The organism is Arenibacter echinorum, assembly GCF_003259375.1.
GTDB lineage: Bacteria > Bacteroidota > Bacteroidia > Flavobacteriales > Flavobacteriaceae > Arenibacter > Arenibacter echinorum.
This window is the reverse complement of record NZ_QLLN01000004.1, coordinates 406721-428193: the sequence shown is the minus strand read 5'-3', so window position 1 is coordinate 428193 and position 21473 is coordinate 406721. Positions and strand designations below refer to the sequence as shown.

Sequence of the window (21473 nt, the reverse complement as noted above, 5' to 3'; positions counted from 1 at the left end):
TTGGCGGCGGCGGGCTTTCCGCGCTACACGGTAGCCAGCTGCAATCCCTAGTGCAAATACGTCCTAAAGTTTTATATTTAAACCTGAAAATAGTCCGGTTTCTTGTTTCCAGTAGCCAAGCGGACTTGTATCTTTGTCTTTTAATATTTAGTTTATGAAAGTTCTCCATTTAGATGTAAATCATCCCTTGATCATTGAACAGTTTAATGCCTTGGGGTTTCAGAATGATGAAGATTATACCTCCTCCAAGGAGGAAATTGAAAAGAAAATAGGGGATTATGAGGGCGTCATCATCAGAAGTAGGTTCACTATTGATGAGGCCTTTTTGGATAAGGCCGTCAACCTTAAGTTTATTGGCCGTTTAGGTGCCGGTTTGGAAAATATAGATACCGATCATGCCAAGCAACTGGGAATCTTTTTAGCGGCTGCCCCAGAAGGCAATCGCAATGCTGTAGGGGAACACGCCCTGGGAATGCTATTGTCGCTCTTTAATAAATTGAACAAGGCGGACATAGAGGTAAGAAATGGGAAATGGGACCGGGAAGGTAACCGTGGTACAGAGCTGGAAGGCAAAACGGTAGGCATCATTGGCTATGGAAATATGGGCAAGGCCTTTGCCAAAAAATTAAAGGGCTTTGATGTGGAAGTTATATGCTACGACATTGTTGGTGGTGTAGGGGATGAGAACGCCAGACAGGTTGGGATAATGGAATTTAAACAAAGGTCCCAAGTTATTAGTCTTCACGTACCCCAAACTCCTGCAACCATTAATATGATCAATGCCGATTTTCTAAAAGATTTCAAGAATCCCCTTTGGTTGATCAACACCGCAAGGGGGAAATGCGTGGTTACGGAAGACCTTGTTTCTGCAATGAAAGAGGGCAAGGTGCTCGGTGCCGGTTTGGATGTACTTGAATATGAAAAAAAATCTTTTGAAGATATGTTCAGCGGGTCAGAATTGCCAGAGGCCTTTACCTATTTGATCAAGGCCAATAATGTACTGCTTACTCCTCACGTGGCAGGATGGACGGTGGAGAGTAAAATAAAATTAGCACAGACGGTGGTAGACAAGATCAAGGAAAAATTCTGCTAAGCAAGGACTGTAAACGCAGATAATGGTCTTTTAAACTACAATGGCATTTTGTTATTGTTCCAGGTAATTGCCAGTGGAGTTGAGGTATCAAAAATAGAAGATCATGAAAAATAGAGTTACAGGATTGGGTGGGTTTTTCTTTAAGACCAAAGACCCCAACGCAATTAAGCAATGGTACAATAAACATCTAGGACTTAATACGGATCAATTTGGCTGTACTTTTTGGTGGAAAGACAAGGAAGGACAGGACTGCTCTACCCAATGGAGCCCTATGAAAGAGGATACCAATTATTTTAAGCCTAGTGAATCCCCTTTTATGATGAACTTCCGGGTAGAAAATTTGGAAGAACTCCTCAAAGTTTTAGAGCAAGAAGGGGTTACCATTGTAGGCGAAATCGAGGAGTACAATTACGGTAAATTCGGCTGGATTTTGGACCCTGATGGTAACAAGCTGGAGTTGTGGGAACCCATTGATAAAGCGTTTCTTTGATTAAGAAATAATTATTACATTTAGTACTATTATTAATCAACTAAAATACAACCATGTCAGAAGAAAATAAAGATTTAGGAGATAAGGCCAAAGACGCTGCTAAAGGGGCCAAAGAATCTGCCAAAGAGTTTGCCAAAGAAGCTAAGGAATCTGCAAAGGAATTTGCGGATGATACCAAAGAGGCTGCCAAAGAATTTACCGAAGACACTAAGGAAGCTGCCAAGGATTTTAAAGAGGAAGCCAAGAAGTCAGCTAGTGAATTTAAAGAAGGTTTGGCGAGTGCCGGAGGGGAAAATAAGAAGATATTGGTAGGGGTCCTGGCTATACTTTTTGGGCAATTTGGCGTCCATAAGTTTATCCTTGGGTATCAAAAAGAAGGTATCATCATGTTGGTGGCAACCGTAGTCGGTTACGCTACTATGTGTTTTATAATTGGCAGTTTTATTGTTATGGCAACATTTATAGTTGGAGTTATAGAAGGCATTATTTATCTTACCAAAAGCGATGAGGATTTTTACAATACCTATCAGGTAGGAAAGAAACCTTGGTTCTAAGAATAATATGAAGTCAGATTTTTATGGTCTGACTTTATTTTTATCAATATTTATCGTAATATTACGATAAATTGAAAGGGTAATCCAAGGGTCTGTATACAACTTAGGTTTGTTCTAAAAAGTATTTTCATGGAGATTCGGAAAATGGAAAATAGCGATTGGCCATCGGTAGCCCAAATATACCAGCAGGGAATGGATACTGGTTTTGCTACCTTCGAGAAAGTGGTCCCTTCCTTTGAGGTTTGGGATGCAGGTCATCTACAGATAGGAAGATTGGTGGCTGCCAAAGGGGATAGCATTTTGGGCTGGGCTGCTCTTTCTCCTGTATCAAGCCGATGTGTTTACGGTGGAGTGGCGGAGGTGAGTGTTTATATAGGACAGGGCAGTAGAGGCCAAGGTGTAGGGAAAATGCTTATGCAGGAGTTGATTGTTGAAAGTGAAAAAGCGGGTCTATGGACCCTGCAATCGGGAATATTTCCGGAAAATGAGGGGAGTGTGGAGTTACATCTCAAAATGGGGTTCCGTTTTATTGGTAAAAGGGAGCGCGTTGGCAAACGGGATAATGTCTGGAAGGATAATCTTCTTTTTGAGAGAAGAAGTACTGTTGTAGGCGTGGATTAAGCCTGTGCGGCCGCTTTAATGATTGCCTAAGGGAGAGAACCTTAAGCTGGGTTTCCTTCATCCTGTTGTCCCTCGGCCAATTTTCGTTCCAATTCCGCCTGAAACTCTTCCATAACCGGTTTTACCGTGCTTTCAGGTAAGTCGGCTATTTTAATGTACATTAAACCATCCACTGAGTTATTGAATAAAGGGTCCACGTTAAAGGCCACTACTTTGGCATTCTGTTTAATATATTTTTTGATCAATACGGGTAGTCTTAAACTTCCTGGCTCCACTTCTTCAATAAGCCTGTCGAATTTGTTAAGATCGGCTTCGGTTTCATCAAAAATAAAGTCTTTGTCAGCATCGTTTAGCTTCACCTTAAATTCTTTTTTGGGCCTGATGTATTGGGCCACATAGGGATCCCAATAATTACTTTTCATAAACTCTATCATCAATGACTTGGAAAAGTTGGAAAACTGATTACTGATACTTACCCCTCCAATTAAAAATTTGTGGTCCGGGAATCGCAAGGTAGTATGAACAATGCCTTTCCATAAAAGAAATAGTGGCATTGGTTTCTGTTGATATTCCTTAATGATGTAGGCCCTGCCCATTTCTATTGATTGGGACATCATGCCGTAAAGTTCAGGCTCAAATCTAAATAGGTCCTGCAAGTAAAACCCGTCTATTCCGTATTCTTCGAATATTTCCGAACCCATACCCATACGGTAGGCCCCAACGATTACTTTATCCTCGTCGTCCCATAGGAAGAGGTGTCGGTAATAATTATCAAACTTATCAAGATCAATAGCATTATTGGTGCCTTCCCCTATGGCCCTAAAAGTAACTTCCCGCTGTCTGCCTATTTCCTTTAAAATAAAGGGCATGTCCCCAGCCTTGGCCAAAAAGACCTCATAATTTTTGCTTTGCAACAGCCTGCAGTCTTTTTCCCTTAAACGTTCAATTTCCTCCTGTATAACTTCAGTGCGTACGGCTGTGGCTATTTTTCTTGGGGCTTTAGGTATTTTTAAACTGGTTGGAATCTGGTCCAATAGCCTTTCCTTCTCATAGGCATTGGAAAGCATATAAGTCTTGCGCCTTAAAAGGTCCGCAAATTCTGCTAAATTTTCCTGTTCGTTCTGGGTTTGGACGGAAATAGGTTGCCCAATACGTACCTTAATAATTCTGTTCTTTTGAGTGGTTACTTCAGAAGGTAGTTTGGCCGTGCGGAATATGTCGCTTATCTTGGATAGACGATAAAACAACCTACTGTTTTTAGCGTGAAAATAGATAGGTACCACGGGTACCTCTGCCCGTCGTATTAGTTTTAGGGCAGCTTCCTCCCAAGGTTTGTCCACAATTAATTTTCCATCCCTATAGGTAGAAACTTCCCCGGCTGGAAAAATTCCCAAGGGGTGGCCTTCCTGTAAATGCTTCATGGCACTCTTGAACCCGGAAATACTGCTCTTGGCATCCTTGTGGGTCTCAAAAGGATTTACGGGCAGTATATAGGGCGACATAGGTTCTATCCTGTTCAACAGGAAGTTGGCGATTATCTTAAAATCGGATCTATGGTGTAATAGTAATTTTAATAGGAGCACGCCATCTATTCCGCCGAGTGGATGATTGGAAATGGTAATGTAGCAACCTTGTTTGGGCAAACGTTTAAAATCTTCCTCGGGAATCTCGAATTTAATTTCGTAATGGTCCAAAATGGCATCCAAAAAGGCCAGTCCGTCCAAATGCTTGTGTTGGTCGTAAAAGTGGTTAATGCTGGAAATTTTGGTTACTTTCATAAGCACCCATCCAATGAACGTTCCCAGAAAGCCGTATTTATCCAAGTTAATAGCCTGCGCTACTTCCTTTGCGGTTACTAAACCCATGCCTTAGTGTAATTTGGTAACCGCTAAGATAGGAAAATCGCTACAGCTAACCTTATTTATAGTTTCCAACAAATTATTTCATTTCCTTATTGTACTACCAATTGCACTGTTTCCTTGCCGCGTTGTTCAAGCAGGATTTCCTTGCCATTTTGTAGACTTGTTAAGGCTTCTGTATCAAAATGCCTTATGGTATAAAGGGAAACGCCTTCCTGATGCACTACCTTGAACCTGCTTTTTAATAGGTTTAAAAGCTCCTGTAATTTGTCAAATTTATTATCAACACATACAGAAAAACTAATGGCGGAATTTTGGATCAGATCTACTTTCATCTGATGATCGTGCAACAATTTAAATAGTTCGCTAATACTATCTTCCACGATGAAAGAAAAATCCAGGGAAGAAAGTTTCATTAGCACCAGGTTCTTTTTTACAATAAAACAGGGAACCTTTGGCTCTATCCCTATGCCTTTTCCAACTGTGGTACCTTTATCCTTAGGGTTGATGAAGGATTTTACGTGTAATGGTATTTCCTTTCTCTGTAAAGGCTGCAAAGTTTTTGGGTGAATTACGGAAGCCCCATAAAAGGCCAGTTCAATGGCTTCGCGATATGAAATTTTGTTCAACAATTCCGTTTTTTCAAAATATCTGGGATCCGCGTTCAAAACCCCTGGAACATCCTTCCATATAGTAACCTCCTCTGCATTTAGACAATAGGCTAAAATGGCCGCGGTATAGTCGGAACCCTCTCGTCCTAAAGTAGTGGTAAAGTTGTTGTCATCACTACCTAAAAAGCCTTGGGTAATATTGAGCTTGCTCTTGTCTACTTTTTCAGTAACGTTTTTTTGTGTTTTCTCCCAGTTTACAATGGCATCACGATAATCATCGTTGGTCTTGATCAGAGTGCGCACGTCCAGCCATTGATTGGCTATTCCAATTTCATTTAAATAGGCACTTAGAATGGTGGTGGAAACCAATTCGCCATATCCTACAACCTGATCATAAACAAATCCGTGTTTGGGGGATTTGTTCCAGACTAAAAACCCCTGTACTTCATCAAAAAGTGTTTTTACCTTAGTAAAAACCGGATGCTGGTCATTGGGAAACAAGTCGTGCAGAATATTGTTGTGATATTGAACAACTTCATGCACAGCTGCCGGTAATAAGGACTTATCCTTGAAATAGGCGTTTACAATATCTTCCATGGCATTGGTCGTCTTTCCCATGGCCGAAACGACCAAAAGGGTGTTGTCGTGACCAACTTCCTCTAAAACCCTAACAACGTTTTTTACACTGCTTGCATCTTTTACCGATGCTCCTCCAAATTTAAAAACCCTCATAACTTATTTAAAAATGTTTTTATTCCTTTTTCGTCCAAATGAACTACATTCCAATCCCTTAAAACTTTGGCGCCATTACCTTCGTAAAATGAAATGGCCGGTTCGTTCCAGTCCAAGACCTCCCAGCTAATACGCTTAACGCCAAGTTGGTATCCGTGCTCCACTACTTTTGCCAACAAGGCCGCACCGAGACCGCTACCTCTCATAGCTTCGGTAACTATCAGATCTTCCAAGTGTATAATGGGGCCTTTCCAAGTGGAGTACCTGCTGTACAAAAGGGCCATCCCTACCACATCCCCGCCAGCTTCCGCAACATAGCAATGAAACAATTTATCAGTGCCAAATCCATCTCTTTTTAAATCCTCGACCGTAACCTCTACGGCATTGTCCTCTTTTTCGAAAACGGCCAACTCCTTGATCAGTTTATGTACCTGGGCCATGTCCTTAGCTTCGGCATCTCGAATAATGTATTTCATAATTGTTACAAATAAAACACAAAGTTATAAATTTAAAAAATCAATATTTTACGAAAACGTTGTAGTTTCACAAATTAACCGATATTTGTGCTCAAATAAACAAAGCTTTTGTAATGCATAGAAAAAATACCACCCTGGGTGAATTCATTATTGAAAACCAAACTTCTTTCCAATATTCTTCCGGAGAACTTTCCAAACTTATAAACGCTATTAGATTGGCGGCAAAAGTAGTAAACCACGAGGTAAATAAGGCGGGACTGGTAGATATTATTGGGGCCGCAGGGGATACCAATATTCAGGGCGAGGACCAACAAAAATTGGATGTTTTGGCCAACGAAAAATTTATTCAGACTTTGATTAATCGTGAAATTGTCTGCGGGATCGCCTCTGAGGAAGAAGATGATTTTATCAGTATTAATAGTAGTGATAACCAGCACCAAAATAAATACATTGTGTTGATAGATCCCTTGGATGGGTCTTCCAATATAGATGTGAATGTTTCGGTAGGAACTATTTTCTCCATCTATAGAAGGGTTACCCCTATTGGTACCCCTGTTGCCCTTGAGGATTTTTTGCAACCTGGCAGGGCACAAATAGCGGCCGGTTATATTGTTTATGGAACTTCCACTATGTTGGTATATACCACTGGGGATGGGGTAAACGGATTTACCTTAAATCCGGCCCTGGGAACTTTTTATCTTTCGCATCCCAATATGGAGTTTCCCGAAACAGGCAAAATTTACTCTGTGAACGAAGGTAATTATGTGCATTTCCCCCAAGGTGTAAAGGATTACATAAAATATTGCCAAAAGGAGGAAGGGGATAGGCCGTATACCTCAAGATACATTGGTTCCCTGGTTTCTGATTTCCATAGAAATATGATCAAGGGCGGAATTTATTTATATCCAAAGAGCAGTGTTGCAGCCGAAGGTAAATTGCGTTTGCTCTACGAATGTAATCCAATGGCGTTTATTGCCGAGCAGGCCAAAGGGAAGGCCAGTAATGGGTTTGGCGCCATTATGGACATTAAACCTACCGAACTGCATCAAAGGGTGCCCTTTTTCTGTGGAAGCAAAAAAATGGTAGAAAAGGCCGAGGAGTTTATGCAGGCTACAAAATAGGAAAAGGAGCCAAAAGCTCCTTTTCTAAATTATATCAATCGGAATACCCTAGTGTTTCAAAAGGTACAAATAATCCTCGAAATCTATTTTTCCAGTAAAAATATCTATAGATCTTTTAATAATGAGATTGGCACTTTCCGACCTGTACCCCAAACCTATGGCGTATTTGGTGATTAGGGCTCTTTCCTCTTCATCAATTACATTGTCAACGAAAATAATTCTGAACAAATCGAATAACCTTTCCAAACGCTCTTCAGAACTGGCAGGTGGATTAATAGGATATTTGTTATCCGATTTCATTACCTCTTTATATTCATCCTCCGTAATATCAAGCTTATTGGCAAAACGGTCCAATAATTCCTTTTCCTTGGAGTTTATTTCGCCGTCAATGGCGGCCAAAGTAGCAATGGATGCAAAATGCGCTAAATTTCTTCTGTGCGCACCACTACTATATAAATCAACATAAGACATATTCATAATATTTATTTACAACAAATATAAATTTTTAGAAAAGTTTATTTATGAATTTCTTTAATTATTTCATTGGGGTTTCATTCCCGAAGCTTGCGGCCATGGGGCTAAGTGTTAGGAATTTTGGTCAAAAAGAGCAGTTTGCCCAAGCCATTCAAGGGTAAGTATATTTAACTTGCCGACATGTATTTTTTTGCCTTGAGGTTGGTACTACCTGATGGCCCAAAACCTTGGTAAAATGGAATTTTCTTTCAACAGATAGTTGTAAATATCTAATTAACAGGATTTAGTACGTAATTGGCCGATTTCCATTATTAAATTTTTGCGGGGTAAGCCTTTTTTAAATACCCTTATATTATAAGCCGAATAAAAAGACGTGTTTTTTATTTATTGTGATATCTTTGACTATATCAACTGCTAATTGTATTAATTAAGCTTTAGAGCACCCCTAATATGTCCATTAAGATTCCAAAGAAAGAAATAATATATCCTTTTTCTGTTTTTGTCCTATTGATGATTGTGGTAATTGCACTTTGGAAGAACTCTTTGGATTCCAATAGGGAACTGCTCAAGAAAGACATAGAGGTGAATGGGAATATCCAATCACAGGGATTTTTGTCTTCGGGCCAAAAAAGCATTATAGTCCTGGAGAATCTTATGGAGAGGCTGGAGATGACCAATGGTGATTATTTTGAGTATTGGGAAGAGGACGCCAGACTTATCCTAAAAGAAGATCAATCTTTTAAATTCGTAGAATGGATCGATAGTTCTCTGGTTATCAAAAGGATTGTACCAAATAAGGGTAACGAGGCCGTGGTAGGCAGAACTTTATCCAACCATCCGCGACGTGATGAATGGTTAAGGCATGTGCGTGATACCACGACCAACTTAACCTCTTGGATACCTTTGATACAGGGCGGAAGTTCCATATTACTCGATGTACCTGTTTTTTTTGAGGGTAAATTTCAGGGAACCATAACCGCTGGAATGGATTTTACGAATACGTTTGATAAGTTGTCCGCTGGAATGGATAATTATGCCATTGAAATAAAGGATGATAAGGGAACCACTTTTTATAGTCTCAATGACCCCTCACCCAGCGACTTTAGCGATGATTTGGTCTATGTTAGGTCTTATGAGGTGGACCAGGATGATAAACAGGTATGGACCTTTTACTTAATGCCCCGCAATAAGGACGTTTTGGCCGAAAGAAATAAGTCTTCTTCCAGTATTTTAATTTTTGGGATCCTAATATCCCTACTTATGAGTTTGTTGACATATTTTTATCAAACTTCCAGAAATGAAAACACACGTTTTAGGGATTTAAATATTAAGCTCCGTGTAGCCAATAGAAGCTTGAGGGAAGAACGAACCAAGGCGGAGAAAGCTTCCAAGGCAAAAACCGAGTTTGTCTCCAATATGAGCCATGAAATTAGAACTCCTTTAAATGCTATTATGGGTTTTATTGAGGTGCTAAAGGAGTCCAAAATAGATAGTTCCCTACATGAATATCTTTCTTTGATGGACGTTTCTTCCAAAAAATTGCTTCTACTGGTGAACGATATACTGGAAATAGATAAAATAGAATCGGGCCAAATAAGCTTTAAAAAGGACATCTTTTCCCCATCGGAAGAGTTGCAGAATATTATTAGTATTTATAAGCCCAGTATTGAGGCTAAGGGGCTTTACGCTAATTTGGATGTCGTCTCGGATTCCAAGACCCACGTTATTGCGGACATAGGTAAGTTTGATCAGATTCTCACCAATCTTTTAAGAAATGCCCTAAAGTTTACAGAGAAGGGTGGAATAGATATTACGTACGAAGAGACCATACTAAATAGTGACTTAAACATAAGTATAGGCATTAGGGATACTGGAATCGGAATTCCGAAAAGTAAACTAAAAACCATTTTTGATAGATTTACACAAATAGATTCCGGTATAACCAAAAGACATGAGGGTAGTGGTCTAGGCCTGTATATTACTTATCTGCTCATAGAACTACTGGAGGGTCATATTGAGGTGGACAGCACAGAAAGTGTTGGTACGGAATTTAAGATTTCGCTTACCTTCCCTATTACCGAGATGCAACCAGAAACAAATGCGCCCATTTCCAATAGTATAGATTTGACCGGGTTTAAGGTTTTGATCGTGGACGACAACAAGATAAATGTAATGGTACTCAAAAAGACCTTGGATGCTTTTGGTATAAACACCTATTGGGTGGGCAATGGTAAAGAGGCCGTAACGGCGGTGGCCGAAAACCAATACGATTTGGTCTTCATGGATATCCATATGCCCGAAATGGATGGTTTTGAGGCTACGGAGGAAATAAGAAAAACCCAAAAAGACCTTATTATTATTGGTTTCTCGGCTGATGTTACCAAGGAAACAATCCAAGGAGCCAAAGAGGTTGGGATGAACGATTATTATACCAAGCCAATAACATTTGATAAACTTAGACAGAATTTGTCCAAATATCTTGTTCGGGTTTAGTATCCTTAGCCCCATTTTTTTGTCCTGAGGCCTATTTCCTAATCTTGAACTTTAGTTGTTTACTCTTCTTTACAACTTCCATTATGCTACTTTTTGTGATAATTGCGGAGCTTAATTGTACTTTCAGCCTCTTTGAAAAACAGTCTGTTAACAATCATATAACCTAATTTTAAAGTCATATTTAGTTTATTATCAGCCTGAAATGGCAATCTTTGAATTTATATTGATTTTCTGTGCATGAAAATTATTTCTGATTCATTATTGACCACCATGGTCCAATTATTAAACGCGGGATCCAGGTCCTTTTGCTCTCCTTTCAAGTTTCGAATAATAAACCGACCAAATATTACTTCATGAAAAAAAGACCTGTGGAACTAGTGGTTTTGTCCGATGTGCATTTGGGTACCTACGGATGCCATGCCAAGGAATTGGTAAAATATCTAAAGTCGATAAAACCAAAAGAAGTGGTTTTGAACGGCGATATTATTGATATATGGCAATTTAGCAAGCGCTACTGGCCAAAATCGCACATGAAGGTGGTAAAGATCATTATGCAATGGGTGGCGGAAGGAATCCCCGTGCACTATGTAGCGGGCAACCATGATGAAATGCTAAGGAAATTTCTAGGCTTTAAGTTGGGCTCTTTTAGTATTGTCAACAAAGTGGTTTTAGAGATCAATGGTAGCAAGGCCTGGATGTTTCATGGGGATGTTTTTGATGTTACCATGCAACATTCCAAATGGATCGCAAGGTTGGGCGCTACAGGTTATGATATGTTGATTTTGTTGAACAGTGCCATAAATTATTGCAGTAAAAAAATGGGAAAAGGACCGGTTTCCATGTCCAAGAAGATAAAAAACAGTGTTAAATCGGCCATTAAGTTTATTAATGATTTTGAACAGATTGCGGCCGATATCGCCATAGAAAATGAATATGATTATGTGGTTTGTGGGCATATTCACCAGCCAGAAATGAGGGAAATATCTACTTCCAAGGGTTCTGTTATGTACCTTAATTCAGGGGATTGGATAGAGAATTTAACTAGTTTGGAATATAATAATGGGGAGTGGAAGTTATACCACTACATGGAGGATGTTTTGGTTATCAATGATGATGAAAATATGATGGAGCCAATGGAGATCCTGGATAAAAACCAACTTTTTCAAAATTTGGTGAGGGAATTTCAATTTTTGACTTCCGCCGAGAACAAATGATGGTCCTCTTCATTTGATCTCTTAAAACACTAATAATATGAAAGTACTATATGCCATCCAGGGAACTGGCAATGGTCATTTAAGTAGGGCGCGCGATGTTATTCCCGCACTACAGAAAAAAGGATTGGAATTGGATATACTCGTAAGTGGAATACAAGCAGATATTCAGATTCCCCATTCGGTGAAGTATCAGCTTCAAGGACTTAGTTTTATTTTTGGCAAACAAGGAAATGTTAATTTATGGAGGACCTATCTCAAGTCCAATGCCGCTAGATTGCAGCGAGAGATAAAGAGTGTACCTATAGAGGATTATGACTTGGTCATAAATGATTTTGAGCCCGTTTCTGCCTGGGCATGTAAACTGAAAAATAAGCCTTCCATAAGTTTTAGCCATCAGGCGGCGGTACTTTCACCCAATTCCCCTAAGCCGGACAAAAATGACTTAATGGGGAAATTTATCCTAAAAAACTATGCGCCCACAACCCAACAGTATGGTCTGCATTTTAGAGCCTATGGGGATAGGATCTATACCCCTATCATAAGACAGGATATTAGAACGGCCGAGGCTAAGGAGGGGAATCATTATACCGTGTATCTGCCGTCTTACAGCGATGGTAGGATATTGAAAACCCTTTCAGAGATTTCCAATATTAAATGGGAAGTTTTTTCCAAACACAATAAGGTAGAATTTTTTGGCAAGAATATAAGTATTAGGCCAATAACCAACGAAGCATTTGTGAATAGCATGGTCACGGCCAAGGGCATATTGTGCGGTGCAGGTTTTGAAACCCCTGCCGAGGCTTTGTACCTGGGCAAGAAGTTGATGGTAATCCCCATGAAGGGACAATATGAACAGCAGTGCAATTCCGCTGCCTTGAAAGAATTGGGGATTCCCGTAATCAAATCCCTAAAAAATAAGCATGTGGACAAATTAAGAGAGTGGGTAGATAGCGAGGCTAAAATAGAGGTAGACTATCCGGATATCACAGAACAGATTATTGACCAGTTGCTTGAAGAGGCCGTTCTTGGTTAAGCAATCTTAGCTATATTATGTCGAAAAATTCAGATTATTTTGATTTACAAGCAAATGACTTTGGAGAAGATTTTATTTGGGGCGTAGCTACGGCGGCATATCAGATAGAGGGGGCACATGATGTTCATGACAAAGGGCCCTCCATTTGGGACGATTTTACCTCAAAGAAAGGGAATACCTACCAAAATCAGCACGGTAATGATGCCTGTGAATTTTATCACAAGTTTCAAGAGGATATCCTCTTGATGAGAAAAATGAATATTGACCACTTTAGGTTCTCCTTGTCCTGGTCCCGGATACTGCCAAATGGAACAGGAACCATAAGTTCAAAAGGAATTCAGTTTTATAATGATGTTATCAACTTTTGTCTGGAATGTGGTATAACGCCTTGGGTGACTTTATATCACTGGGATCTGCCCCTTGCGCTGGAGAAAAAAGGGGGGTGGACCAATCGTGAAATTCTGGGGTGGTTCCAGGAATATGCAACCGTCTGCGCCAACAGCTTTGGGGATAGGGTCAAGAATTGGATGGTATTGAACGAACCTATGGTTTTTACGGGTGCTGGGTATTTTCTAGGGGTACATGCGCCGGGTAGGAAAGGCTTAAGAAATTTTTTGCCCTCGGTTCACCACGCTGTATTATGTCAGGCTGCAGGAGGTAGGATTTTACGCAATTTGGTGGCCAATGCCAATATTGGCACTACCTTCTCCTGTTCCCAAATATCACCTTATAGGAACAATAGCAGGGATCTTAAGGCGGCAGAAAGGGCAGATGCCATGCTCAACCGACTCTTTATAGAACCTTCTTTGGGAATGGGGTACCCTTGGGATACGATCCCAGTTTTAAAACGTATACAGCCATATATATTGCCGGGGGACGCTGAAAATTCCGTATTTGATTTCGATTTTGTAGGGGTCCAAAATTACACCCGCGAAAAAGTAAAGCATTCCTATTTTGTTCCCTATATCAGGGCTAAAATAGTAAAGGCGAGTAAGCGCAAGGTTAGGGCTACCCTAATGGACTGGGAAGTCTATCCGCCCAGTATTTTTAAAATGATAAAACGATTTAATGGCTATGAAGGAGTAAAAAAAATAGTAATTACTGAAAACGGAGCTGCCTTTGCAGATGAAATCTACAAAGGTGGGGTACACGACAAAGAAAGGCTTGCCTATCTACAGGCTTATTTGAAGCAGGTGCACAAAGCACAAAGGGAAGGACTTAGGGTAGACGGATATTTTGTATGGACGTTTACGGACAATTTTGAATGGGCCGAAGGGTATCACCCAAGATTTGGGCTGGTTTATATCGATTTTGAAAATCAGAAAAGAATTATAAAGTCTTCGGGACAATGGTTTAGCGATTTTCTGGCTTCCATAAAGATTTTGTATTAAAAGGTCTTCTTCTAAATAATGCTCAGCAGATTTCATTTTTTTTGGAAAAGGTTTTATGACTACATCGGAATTTTTCGACCAGAAAAAGAGCTTGACTTTGGGAAACAAAAAAACCGATGAGACCATCGGTTTAGAGTAGCTAACTCAAATCAAATTATAAGAACGTATCCTTTATTAGGTTAGGGTAAAATTAAGTTTTAATGTTATTGAAGATGTTATCATAAGATATTCAATTAGTTAGTTTAATATTAATTATTAAACCATTTTCTGAAATGAGCGTCAATACCAAAAATATATTACCTTAGTACACGGCCTACAACTTATAATTTACTTTATTAATCATTAACCAATATTTTTTATTATGCTTAAAAAAATTTTGATAGGGCTGGGAGTAGTATTGATCCTGATCCAGTTTATCCGACCCGAAAAAAATGAATCGAACGACAATGCTTATGACATTTCCAAGAACTACCAGGTTCCTGGGGATGTAAACCATTTGTTGAAAGTTTCCTGTAATGATTGTCATTCCAATAAAACAGAATATCCTTGGTATTCCAACTTTCAGCCAGCAGCTTGGTTCTTAAACAGTCATGTTGTAGACGGTAAAAGACATTTGAATTTTTCCAATTTCACAAAGTTACCTTTGGCCATTCAATACCACAAATTCGAAGAAATTGTAGAAATGGTGGATGAAAAAGAAATGCCAATACCCTCATATACTTATTTTGGACTTCATCCAGAGGCTAAGCTCACCCCTGAACAACGGGATAAAATTTTGGATTGGTCCAAGGCGCAAATGGCATATTTAAAGACTACTTATCCTGCGGATAGTTTGGTAAGGAAGCCTAGGCCAACAAAATAGGGTATAGCAACAACTAAATTTACATAGCTGGGTAAAGGGATTTCTCAGAGCTTCCAATTTAATTATTGTATTGGGGCATAACATGCCTATTGAAAAGCTGGTAATCCGGTAATGTCCGCACCTGTAATCAGTAGGTGGATGTCATGTGTGCCCTCATAGGTGATGACACTTTCAAGATTCATCATATGGCGCATAATACTATATTCACCAGTTATGCCCATGCCTCCCAAAACCTGTCGGGCTTCCCGGGCTATCTTGATCGCCATTTCCACGTTATTGCGCTTGGCCATTGAGATTTGTGCCGTGGTGGCCCTTCCTTCATTTTTCAATTGCCCCAATCGGAAGGCCAATAATTGTGCTTTGGTGATTTCTGTAATCATCTCGGCCAATTTTTTTTGTTGCAATTGGGTGGCAGCTATAGGTTTTCCAAACTGGATACGTTCCTTGGCGTATCTCAAAGCGGTGTCATAGCAATCCATCGCAGCACCAATGGCTCCCCAGGCAATTCCGTAACGGGCAGAATCCAGACAACCAAGTGGTGCGCCAAGTCCACTTTTTCCAGCCAAGAGATTTTTCTTAGGGACTTTTACGTTGTCAAAAATTAATTCTCCCGTAGCAGAAGCACGTAATGACCATTTATTGTGGGTTTCGGGTGTGGAAAAACCTTCCATGCCCCGCTCTACAATTAGTCCATGGATACGCCCTTCTTCATTTTTGGCCCATACTACGGCAATGTCCGCAAAAGGAGAATTTGAAATCCAAAGTTTGGCACCGTTCAACAGATAATGATCGCCTTTATCCTTAAACCTTGTTTCCATGCCACTAGGGTTGGAACCATGGTTGGGTTCCGTTAATCCAAAACAACCCATATATTCCCCAGAGGCCAGTTTAGGCAAGTATTTTTGGCGCTGTTCCTCGTTGCCATATGCGAAAATAGGATACATCACTAAAGAAGATTGTACCGAGGCAGTAGAACGTACCCCACTATCGCCTCGTTCTATTTCCTGCATTATTAACCCGTAGCTAATTTGGTCCAGACCGGCACCTCCATATTCTTCTGGGATATAGGGTCCGAAAGCACCAATTTCGGATAAGCCCTTAATAATTTGCTTAGGGAATTCTGCTTTTTGGGCATATTCTTCTATGATGGGGGAAATATCCCTTTTAACCCACTGTCTGGCAGCATCGCGCACCAATTTATGTTCTTCGGATAAAAGGTCGTCTAAGTTGTAATAGTCAGGAGCTTCAAACAAATCGGGTCGCATAGAATAAATTTTAGAATCAAAAATAAACAATTAAAGGATTTATTTAAAAATATAACACCAGAAACTATAGTTGTTACATTTTTAAATAAAAATCTTTGGTCAAATCAATGTAATCCTGGGTGTACTTATGTCGCTCCAATTCTATAGTTAGATCGCTAGTAGTACCTGCTATATCCCCAAACTGGAATTCAATTAAACTGCGTTTTATTTCTGATTTAGGATTTCCTTTCACCCTTGTTACCCGTTTTGGAAAAAGGTCGAGCTTTTGGGCCATTTCCAAAAAGCCCTCCTCTTCCTTGTAAGGGATAATAGTTGAAAAGGTTCCGTTGAGGGACATTAGTTGGGCAACTCCGCCCAGAAGACCATCAAAAGGGAGGGATTGATTCTGTCTTGCCATATCCCGGGATTCATCTCCACTAGAAACCATTTCCGAATAGAAAGGTGGATTGGAAACAATAAGGTCGTATTTGTCGTCCATTTCATCAACAAACTCACCCAGGGAGGCGTGGTAACAGAATAGGCGATCGGCCCATTCGGAGCTTTCAAAATTGTCCACACATTGCTCATAGGCATCTTCATTGATCTCTATAGCGTCAATGGTTTCTGCATGGCTTCTTTGTGCCAACATCAAAGCAATAAGCCCAGTCCCAGCACCTATATCCAAAATAGACTGCGGTTGCTGCTGTAGGGAGGTCCAGGCTCCCAACAAAACTCCATCGGTTCCTATTTTCATGGCACAGCGATCCTGATGTATTTGGAATTGTTTAAATAGGAAGGGCTTGGCCATAAAAATTCTTTTATTTTGGATTTCTAGTTAGCTGTTGGAAGATGGGTTTGTTTACTCTGCTTTTCCTGCCTCCCTGTTTTTGGTGCCTTCCAGATCGAGAAGTGAATCGCCTAATTCGTGGCGTATGTCATTCGCAAGGATCTTAATTTTATCTACCACTTCGGGGTATTCTTCGGCCACGTTGTTGGTCTCGCCTATATCCGTTGTAACGTCATAAAGTTCTATTTCTTCCATCTCTATCATTCGGTACTCTCCCGGAAGTCCGTCCTTGCCCGGCTCTTGTCTATCCATGGTCCTGTAAGTATGGGGGAAATACATTTTCCATTTATCATAGCGGACCCCCATTAGTTCGTTTATTCTATAGTAAAAGAAATAAGCTTCTTGCGGACTCTCTTGGCTTTCCCCTGTGAACACGGTCAAGGCGCTTTTTCCGTCGATAGTTAAATTTGGCAGTCGGGCACCGGTAATTTCTGCAATGGTAGGTAAAATATCTATAGCCATTACTGGTACGTCTATGGTTTTTCCAGGAGCTAACTTTTTGGGGTATCGCATAATAAAGGGCTCTCGCTGTGCACCTTCCCAAGCCGTACCTTTGCCCTCCCTAAACGGCAATGCACTTCCGGCATGATTGCCATAGGACAACCAGGGTCCATTGTCCGAAGTAAAGATTACTAAAGTATTATCTTCCAGTCCATTCTCTTTTAAAGCAGCCAGTATTTCACCCACAGACCAGTCGATCTCCATAATGACATCACCGTATAGTCCCCTTTTAGATTTCCCTTTGAATTTGTCGGAGACAAAAAGCGGTACATGCGGCTGTGGATGGGGCACATATAGAAAGAAAGGATTGTTTTTATTTCTGTTGATAAAATCGACACTTTTTTCTGTTATTTGGGTTGTAAGTTGAGACTGATCTGTAAGCGTGTCCAGTACGGTTTCATTTTCAAATAATTGAAGCGGCCCAAAATTGAATACGGTGCCCTGCTGTGGGTGGTAGGGCCACATATCATTGGAGTAGGGGATGCCGAAAAATTCATCAAAACCATGTCTTGTAGGCAAGAATTTAGGGCTATCGCCCAAATGCCATTTTCCAAAAATGGCGGTTTTATATCCAATGTTTTTCAACATTTCCGCTATGGTCATCTCCGATGCATTTATTCCTATGGGGCTACCTGGTCCCAAGGCATTGTGTATGCCAATACGGTTGGGGTAGCAGCCGGTCAATATTCCTGCCCTTGAAGCGGAACAAATGGGTTGTGCGGAGTAAAAGCTGGTAAGTTTTACCCCTTCTTTTGCCATTTGGTCCAAATGCGGGGTTTCAATATTGGGCGAACCAAAAGTACCTATATCCTGATACCCTTGATCATCGGTAAAAATCAAAATTACATTGGGTGGAACTTTGGGTTGCGATTCTTTTTTCTTTTCCGTACAGGAAAATAAAACCAAAGAAAGTATAAGCAAGTGTAGATTCTTGTGCATTATTTTAGTTTTAAATGAATGTCTGTAGTACAGATTTGATAAAGCTAAAATAATATTTTGAAATGTTATGCCCTAATAGCTGAAAGTGCCGAAACCAAACATTTAACGGTGCAGTATAGGGGAGGTCGTAGTTATCGCTAATCCCCGTTGTAATAGTTGTTTTTAATGGAGTCCATCATTTTTTTGCCTTCGGAAATAGAGCTTATCAAATTCCAGAGATTTTCTGTAATCAGGGGCTTTAAGGGTTGGTCCAGCTTTGGGATTTTCGGAAACACGAGTTGTAGTTTTTTGTCCCATACTTTGTAATATTTTAATAGGTCATCCGGATATACAACCTTTCGTTTTGTTCCCTCATCAATTCCCCTAAAGGGTTGTGGAATGTTCAAATATCCGTAATCATCCGTTAGTTGTTCCCCTACATGGATATCCCTTATGGCCACCTCAAAATCATAGGCCGTAGTAAGGCAGTTGGAATTAAAGCTGTGGTTTACGTATCTGGCATTGTCCCAGCAAAGTATATATCTTCCCTTATTGTCCCTAAAGGTGTAAGTATCCAAAATGGACTGATAAAGGGGTTCCAAGGATTCCAATTCGGCCGGGGCAAATTCGCGGTCCAGCTTATCCAATACCCAGGTTATGGTTCCGGCTGGAATAAATTCTGTGGCTACTACTCCATAGCCAATTTCCTTATTGATGAATTGTAATTCTGTTTTAGGATGAATCATTTTAACGCATAAAATAATCTCGTGAATACTGAATAATTATTTCCATTTACATATCATAATGCCTTAAAGAGTTTCCTCCTATAAACAATTTGACTAGCTAAATCCAAATAGTAAAATATTTTTGGATTTGGCCCGATCAATCAGTAATGCAATAAAGAAAGATAGGTAAAATTATCATTCGTTTTATAGCGGGAGAAAAATTAAAATGGGGGGTAGTTTAGGATAAATAAAGGTCGACCAATCCTTCCGGGGTGTCAATAAAAATAGTCTTGTTTTCACGGTCCACTTTAACTATTATCTCATCCCTTACCGGAATAAGTAATTGTTTGTCCCCTTTTTCAACCTCAAATAGGGCTTGGGACGTGGTGTCGTTAATGCTTTGGATATTTCCTATATTTCCATGGACCTTGTCTTCCATGGCAAAGCCAATTACCTCGTGGTAATAGAACTTATTGCCTTTTAGTTTGGGCAAAAATTTAAGGGGGAGATATATTTCGGAGCCCATTACCTTATCTGCGTCCGATTCATCGGCAACCTCCTCAAATCGCACGCGCAATAGGCTGGATTTGTGAAGTTGACTTTTTTCAATAAAAAAAGGAACCAGATTGCTTCCGAGGGAAACGAATACTGATTCCAGTTTTTCGTACAATTCGGGTTCGTCGGTATCCAATTTAATGAGTACCTCTCCCTTAAAGCTATGTTTAGAAACGATTTTACCGAGGTAGAAACACTCTTCCTTTGTCATCGTTTGCTATTAGCTATTCTGTTTCTTTTGTCTCTTCTGGAGCTTCAGCCGGTGCAGCAGTATCTTCGGATACTACTTCAGGAGCAGCCACTTCAGCAACTTCTTCTACTACAGGAGCAGCTTCTTCAATTACTTCTTCAGCAGCTGGGGCTTCTGCTTCTGCAGCAGCGGCCATACGTTTTTCGTTAACCTCTTTCTCAGCTTTTAAGGCCTTGGCTCTAGCATCGGCTTCCGCTTTTGCCAAACCATCTACCTTAGAGCCAACTATGTTTGCTTTTTCTTCCAACCAAGCATTGAATTTTTCTTCAACTTGCTCTTCGGTCAGGGCACCTTTACGAACACCACCCAATAAATGATGTTTTAAAAGTACTCCTTTGTAAGACAAAATTCTCTTTGCAGTTTCAGAAGGTTGTGCACCGTTCTGTAGCCATTTCACAGAACCATCAACATCCAATTCAATGGTTGCAGGGTTTGTGTTTGGGTTGTAAATACCTAATTTTTCCAAGTATTTACCGTCTCTTTTAGCGCGGGAATCCGCAGCTACTACCCAATAAAAAGGTTTTCCTTTTTTTCCGTGTCTTTGTAGTCTAATTCTAACTGGCATATCACATTAATTTGTAGGGTGCCCGACCCTTGGTTATTAATTCTTTTTTCGCTAGGTTCTTCCTAAGCGGGTGCAAATATAATATTTCTTTTTATGTGGTTATCAAAAATTTGGGCTAAAATTCAATTATTGTCCGCAAATAGTTTAACATTTCTTAAGAAAAGCTGTTAAACTTGGGCTAAAGCTACATTCAGATTTGGCGTTGTTTGCAATTTTTATAGTTTATTACATGGGTTGGCGAAAGTCGCTACCCATAATAACTAATTAAAAATGAAGAGAGATAATATGAAGTATTCAGAAAAAATTTCAGACGGATTAAATAATCTATTGGTAAAAAATTATGATGCCGAAAAAGGATTTAAATTGGCAATGGATAAAATAGACAATCCAACGATCCATACATTCTTAAAGGACAGGGCGGCACAACGTGGAGAATTTGCCCAAGAGCTTAAAAATGAAATTTTGCAATATGGGGAATTGCCGGAAGAGGACGGAAGCATAAAAGGGGACATGCACAGAGCGTGGATGAATCTTAAAGCGGCCGTGGCCTCCAATGAAAAAGAACAGCTACTGGAAGAAGTAGAGCGTGGGGAAAAGGCAAGTCTTGAGGAATATAACGAGATTTTATATGATAAGGGAGTTGTACTTCCGCCATCCACGGAAAGTATGTTGATAAGGCAGAGGGACGCCATAAGATCTTCCTTGACCGTGGCCAATATTCATGAACGAATAGCATAAGATCCAAGAGTTTAAAGTTAATATAGAGGAACCAGATGGAAACATCTGGTTCTTTGCTTTTTGTAACGTTGATAACTCCTGATAAATGCCCTTTCCCTTTATGGGC

General features: G+C 40.1%; 21 protein-coding genes. 11 read left to right on the top strand and 10 right to left on the bottom strand.

Translation table 11 applies throughout. From position 1 onward, the window contains the following. Window positions 1-154: 154 nt before the first annotated feature. The 4 genes from LV92_RS12245 (at window position 155) to LV92_RS12230 (ending at window position 2758) form a co-directional block, all read left to right on the top strand. Window positions 155-1093, top strand: a complete 939-nt coding sequence (locus tag LV92_RS12245) for a 2-hydroxyacid dehydrogenase (protein ID WP_111623931.1) — start codon at window positions 155-157, stop codon at window positions 1091-1093. Window positions 1094-1196: 103 nt separating this feature from the next. After that, window positions 1197-1583, top strand: coding sequence for a VOC family protein (locus LV92_RS12240; protein WP_111623930.1), 387 nt, complete (start codon window positions 1197-1199; stop codon window positions 1581-1583). A gap of 53 nt (window positions 1584-1636) precedes the next feature. Beyond that, window positions 1637-2137, top strand: a complete 501-nt coding sequence (locus LV92_RS12235; protein WP_111623929.1) for a TM2 domain-containing protein — start codon at window positions 1637-1639, stop codon at window positions 2135-2137. A gap of 129 nt (window positions 2138-2266) precedes the next feature. After that, complete coding sequence (locus tag LV92_RS12230; RefSeq protein ID WP_111623928.1) at window positions 2267-2758, top strand: GNAT family N-acetyltransferase; 492 nt, start codon at window positions 2267-2269, stop codon at window positions 2756-2758. 41 nt (window positions 2759-2799) lie between these two features. Here the strand turns inward: LV92_RS12230 and LV92_RS12225 are convergent, their stop codons facing one another. The 3 genes from LV92_RS12225 to LV92_RS12215 form a co-directional block, all read right to left on the bottom strand. Further along, window positions 2800-4623, bottom strand: coding sequence for a GNAT family N-acyltransferase (locus tag LV92_RS12225; protein WP_111623927.1), 1824 nt, complete (start codon window positions 4621-4623; stop codon window positions 2800-2802). An 86-nt stretch (window positions 4624-4709) separates the two neighbouring features. Next, window positions 4710-5960, bottom strand: a complete 1251-nt coding sequence (locus tag LV92_RS12220; RefSeq protein WP_111623926.1) for an aspartate kinase — start codon at window positions 5958-5960, stop codon at window positions 4710-4712. Further along, window positions 5957-6436 carry a GNAT family N-acetyltransferase gene (locus tag LV92_RS12215; protein ID WP_111623925.1) on the bottom strand — a complete coding sequence of 160 codons (480 nt, stop codon included), beginning with the start codon at window positions 6434-6436 and terminating at the stop codon, window positions 5957-5959. The genes LV92_RS12220 and LV92_RS12215 overlap by 4 nt, the downstream gene beginning before the upstream one ends. A 113-nt stretch (window positions 6437-6549) precedes the next feature. On the opposite strand from LV92_RS12215, the gene fbp reads away from it, so the two are divergent. Next, window positions 6550-7557, top strand: coding sequence for a class 1 fructose-bisphosphatase (fbp, locus tag LV92_RS12210; RefSeq protein ID WP_111623924.1), 1008 nt, complete (start codon window positions 6550-6552; stop codon window positions 7555-7557). Window positions 7558-7605: 48 nt separating this feature from the next. Here the strand turns inward: fbp and LV92_RS12205 are convergent, their stop codons facing one another. Beyond that, complete coding sequence (locus LV92_RS12205) at window positions 7606-8028, bottom strand: tellurite resistance TerB family protein (protein ID WP_111623923.1); 423 nt, start codon at window positions 8026-8028, stop codon at window positions 7606-7608. A 453-nt stretch (window positions 8029-8481) separates the two neighbouring features. Between LV92_RS12205 and LV92_RS12200 the strand changes: the two genes are divergently transcribed. The 5 genes from LV92_RS12200 (at window position 8482) to LV92_RS12180 (ending at window position 15024) form a co-directional block, all read left to right on the top strand. Next, the gene (locus LV92_RS12200; protein ID WP_111623922.1) at window positions 8482-10524 is read left to right on the top strand and encodes a response regulator; all 2043 of its coding nucleotides are present in this window, start codon (window positions 8482-8484) and stop codon (window positions 10522-10524) included. 353 nt (window positions 10525-10877) lie between these two features. Then, on the top strand, window positions 10878-11738 hold the full coding sequence (locus tag LV92_RS12195; RefSeq protein WP_111623921.1) for a UDP-2,3-diacylglucosamine diphosphatase: 861 nt from the start codon (window positions 10878-10880) through the stop codon (window positions 11736-11738). A gap of 37 nt (window positions 11739-11775) precedes the next feature. After that, the gene (locus LV92_RS12190) at window positions 11776-12771 is read left to right on the top strand and encodes a glycosyltransferase family protein (protein WP_111623920.1); all 996 of its coding nucleotides are present in this window, start codon (window positions 11776-11778) and stop codon (window positions 12769-12771) included. A gap of 17 nt (window positions 12772-12788) precedes the next feature. Further along, the gene (locus LV92_RS12185; RefSeq protein ID WP_111623919.1) at window positions 12789-14162 is read left to right on the top strand and encodes a GH1 family beta-glucosidase; all 1374 of its coding nucleotides are present in this window, start codon (window positions 12789-12791) and stop codon (window positions 14160-14162) included. Between the two features lie 361 nt (window positions 14163-14523). Then, on the top strand, window positions 14524-15024 hold the full coding sequence (locus LV92_RS12180; RefSeq protein WP_111623918.1) for a heme-binding domain-containing protein: 501 nt from the start codon (window positions 14524-14526) through the stop codon (window positions 15022-15024). Between the two features lie 86 nt (window positions 15025-15110). Here LV92_RS12180 and LV92_RS12175 read toward each other — a convergent pair whose 3' ends face one another. The 6 genes from LV92_RS12175 to LV92_RS12150 all read right to left on the bottom strand — a co-directional run bounded on the left by LV92_RS12175 (window position 15111) and on the right by LV92_RS12150 (window position 20629). After that, a complete protein-coding gene (locus LV92_RS12175; protein ID WP_111623917.1) occupies window positions 15111-16289 on the bottom strand; it encodes an acyl-CoA dehydrogenase family protein in 1179 nt (392 codons plus the stop codon). 73 nt (window positions 16290-16362) lie between these two features. After that, window positions 16363-17076 (bottom strand): tRNA1(Val) (adenine(37)-N6)-methyltransferase, encoded by a 714-nt coding sequence (locus tag LV92_RS12170; protein WP_111623916.1) that lies wholly within the window; start codon window positions 17074-17076, stop codon window positions 16363-16365. Window positions 17077-17127: 51 nt separating this feature from the next. Then, the gene (locus LV92_RS12165; RefSeq protein ID WP_111623915.1) at window positions 17128-18555 is read right to left on the bottom strand and encodes a sulfatase family protein; all 1428 of its coding nucleotides are present in this window, start codon (window positions 18553-18555) and stop codon (window positions 17128-17130) included. A 137-nt stretch (window positions 18556-18692) separates the two neighbouring features. Continuing rightward, window positions 18693-19280 carry an SET domain-containing protein gene (locus tag LV92_RS12160; protein ID WP_111623914.1) on the bottom strand — a complete coding sequence of 196 codons (588 nt, stop codon included), beginning with the start codon at window positions 19278-19280 and terminating at the stop codon, window positions 18693-18695. Window positions 19281-19497: 217 nt separating this feature from the next. After that, window positions 19498-20025 carry a ribosome maturation factor RimM gene (gene rimM, locus LV92_RS12155; protein WP_111623913.1) on the bottom strand — a complete coding sequence of 176 codons (528 nt, stop codon included), beginning with the start codon at window positions 20023-20025 and terminating at the stop codon, window positions 19498-19500. 13 nt (window positions 20026-20038) lie between these two features. Next, the gene (locus LV92_RS12150; RefSeq protein WP_111623912.1) at window positions 20039-20629 is read right to left on the bottom strand and encodes a 30S ribosomal protein S16; all 591 of its coding nucleotides are present in this window, start codon (window positions 20627-20629) and stop codon (window positions 20039-20041) included. A gap of 270 nt (window positions 20630-20899) precedes the next feature. Here LV92_RS12150 and LV92_RS12145 point away from each other — a divergent pair, with 270 nt between their 5' ends. After that, on the top strand, window positions 20900-21367 hold the full coding sequence (locus LV92_RS12145; protein ID WP_245946370.1) for a ferritin-like domain-containing protein: 468 nt from the start codon (window positions 20900-20902) through the stop codon (window positions 21365-21367). Window positions 21368-21473 lie beyond the last annotated feature (106 nt).

Bases quoted from the DNA above. Each gene is read 5' to 3' on its own strand.
- LV92_RS12245 (WP_111623931.1), top strand. From the start codon at position 155: ATGAAAGTTCTCCATTTAGATGTAAATCATCCCTTGATCATTGAACAG.
- LV92_RS12240 (WP_111623930.1), top strand. From the start codon at position 1,197: ATGAAAAATAGAGTTACAGGATTGGGTGGGTTTTTCTTTAAGACCAAA.
- LV92_RS12235 (WP_111623929.1), top strand. From the start codon at position 1,637: ATGTCAGAAGAAAATAAAGATTTAGGAGATAAGGCCAAAGACGCTGCT.
- LV92_RS12230 (WP_111623928.1), top strand. From the start codon at position 2,267: ATGGAGATTCGGAAAATGGAAAATAGCGATTGGCCATCGGTAGCCCAA.
- LV92_RS12225 (WP_111623927.1), bottom strand. From the start codon at position 4,623: ATGGGTTTAGTAACCGCAAAGGAAGTAGCGCAGGCTATTAACTTGGAT.
- LV92_RS12220 (WP_111623926.1), bottom strand. From the start codon at position 5,960: ATGAGGGTTTTTAAATTTGGAGGAGCATCGGTAAAAGATGCAAGCAGT.
- LV92_RS12215 (WP_111623925.1), bottom strand. From the start codon at position 6,436: ATGAAATACATTATTCGAGATGCCGAAGCTAAGGACATGGCCCAGGTA.
- fbp (WP_111623924.1), top strand. From the start codon at position 6,550: ATGCATAGAAAAAATACCACCCTGGGTGAATTCATTATTGAAAACCAA.
- LV92_RS12205 (WP_111623923.1), bottom strand. From the start codon at position 8,028: ATGTCTTATGTTGATTTATATAGTAGTGGTGCGCACAGAAGAAATTTA.
- LV92_RS12200 (WP_111623922.1), top strand. From the start codon at position 8,482: ATGTCCATTAAGATTCCAAAGAAAGAAATAATATATCCTTTTTCTGTT.
- LV92_RS12195 (WP_111623921.1), top strand. From the start codon at position 10,878: ATGAAAAAAAGACCTGTGGAACTAGTGGTTTTGTCCGATGTGCATTTG.
- LV92_RS12190 (WP_111623920.1), top strand. From the start codon at position 11,776: ATGAAAGTACTATATGCCATCCAGGGAACTGGCAATGGTCATTTAAGT.
- LV92_RS12185 (WP_111623919.1), top strand. From the start codon at position 12,789: ATGTCGAAAAATTCAGATTATTTTGATTTACAAGCAAATGACTTTGGA.
- LV92_RS12180 (WP_111623918.1), top strand. From the start codon at position 14,524: ATGCTTAAAAAAATTTTGATAGGGCTGGGAGTAGTATTGATCCTGATC.
- LV92_RS12175 (WP_111623917.1), bottom strand. From the start codon at position 16,289: ATGCGACCCGATTTGTTTGAAGCTCCTGACTATTACAACTTAGACGAC.
- LV92_RS12170 (WP_111623916.1), bottom strand. From the start codon at position 17,076: ATGGCCAAGCCCTTCCTATTTAAACAATTCCAAATACATCAGGATCGC.
- LV92_RS12165 (WP_111623915.1), bottom strand. From the start codon at position 18,555: ATGCACAAGAATCTACACTTGCTTATACTTTCTTTGGTTTTATTTTCC.
- LV92_RS12160 (WP_111623914.1), bottom strand. From the start codon at position 19,280: ATGATTCATCCTAAAACAGAATTACAATTCATCAATAAGGAAATTGGC.
- rimM (WP_111623913.1), bottom strand. From the start codon at position 20,025: ATGACAAAGGAAGAGTGTTTCTACCTCGGTAAAATCGTTTCTAAACAT.
- LV92_RS12150 (WP_111623912.1), bottom strand. From the start codon at position 20,629: ATGCCAGTTAGAATTAGACTACAAAGACACGGAAAAAAAGGAAAACCT.
- LV92_RS12145 (WP_245946370.1), top strand. From the start codon at position 20,900: ATGAAGAGAGATAATATGAAGTATTCAGAAAAAATTTCAGACGGATTA.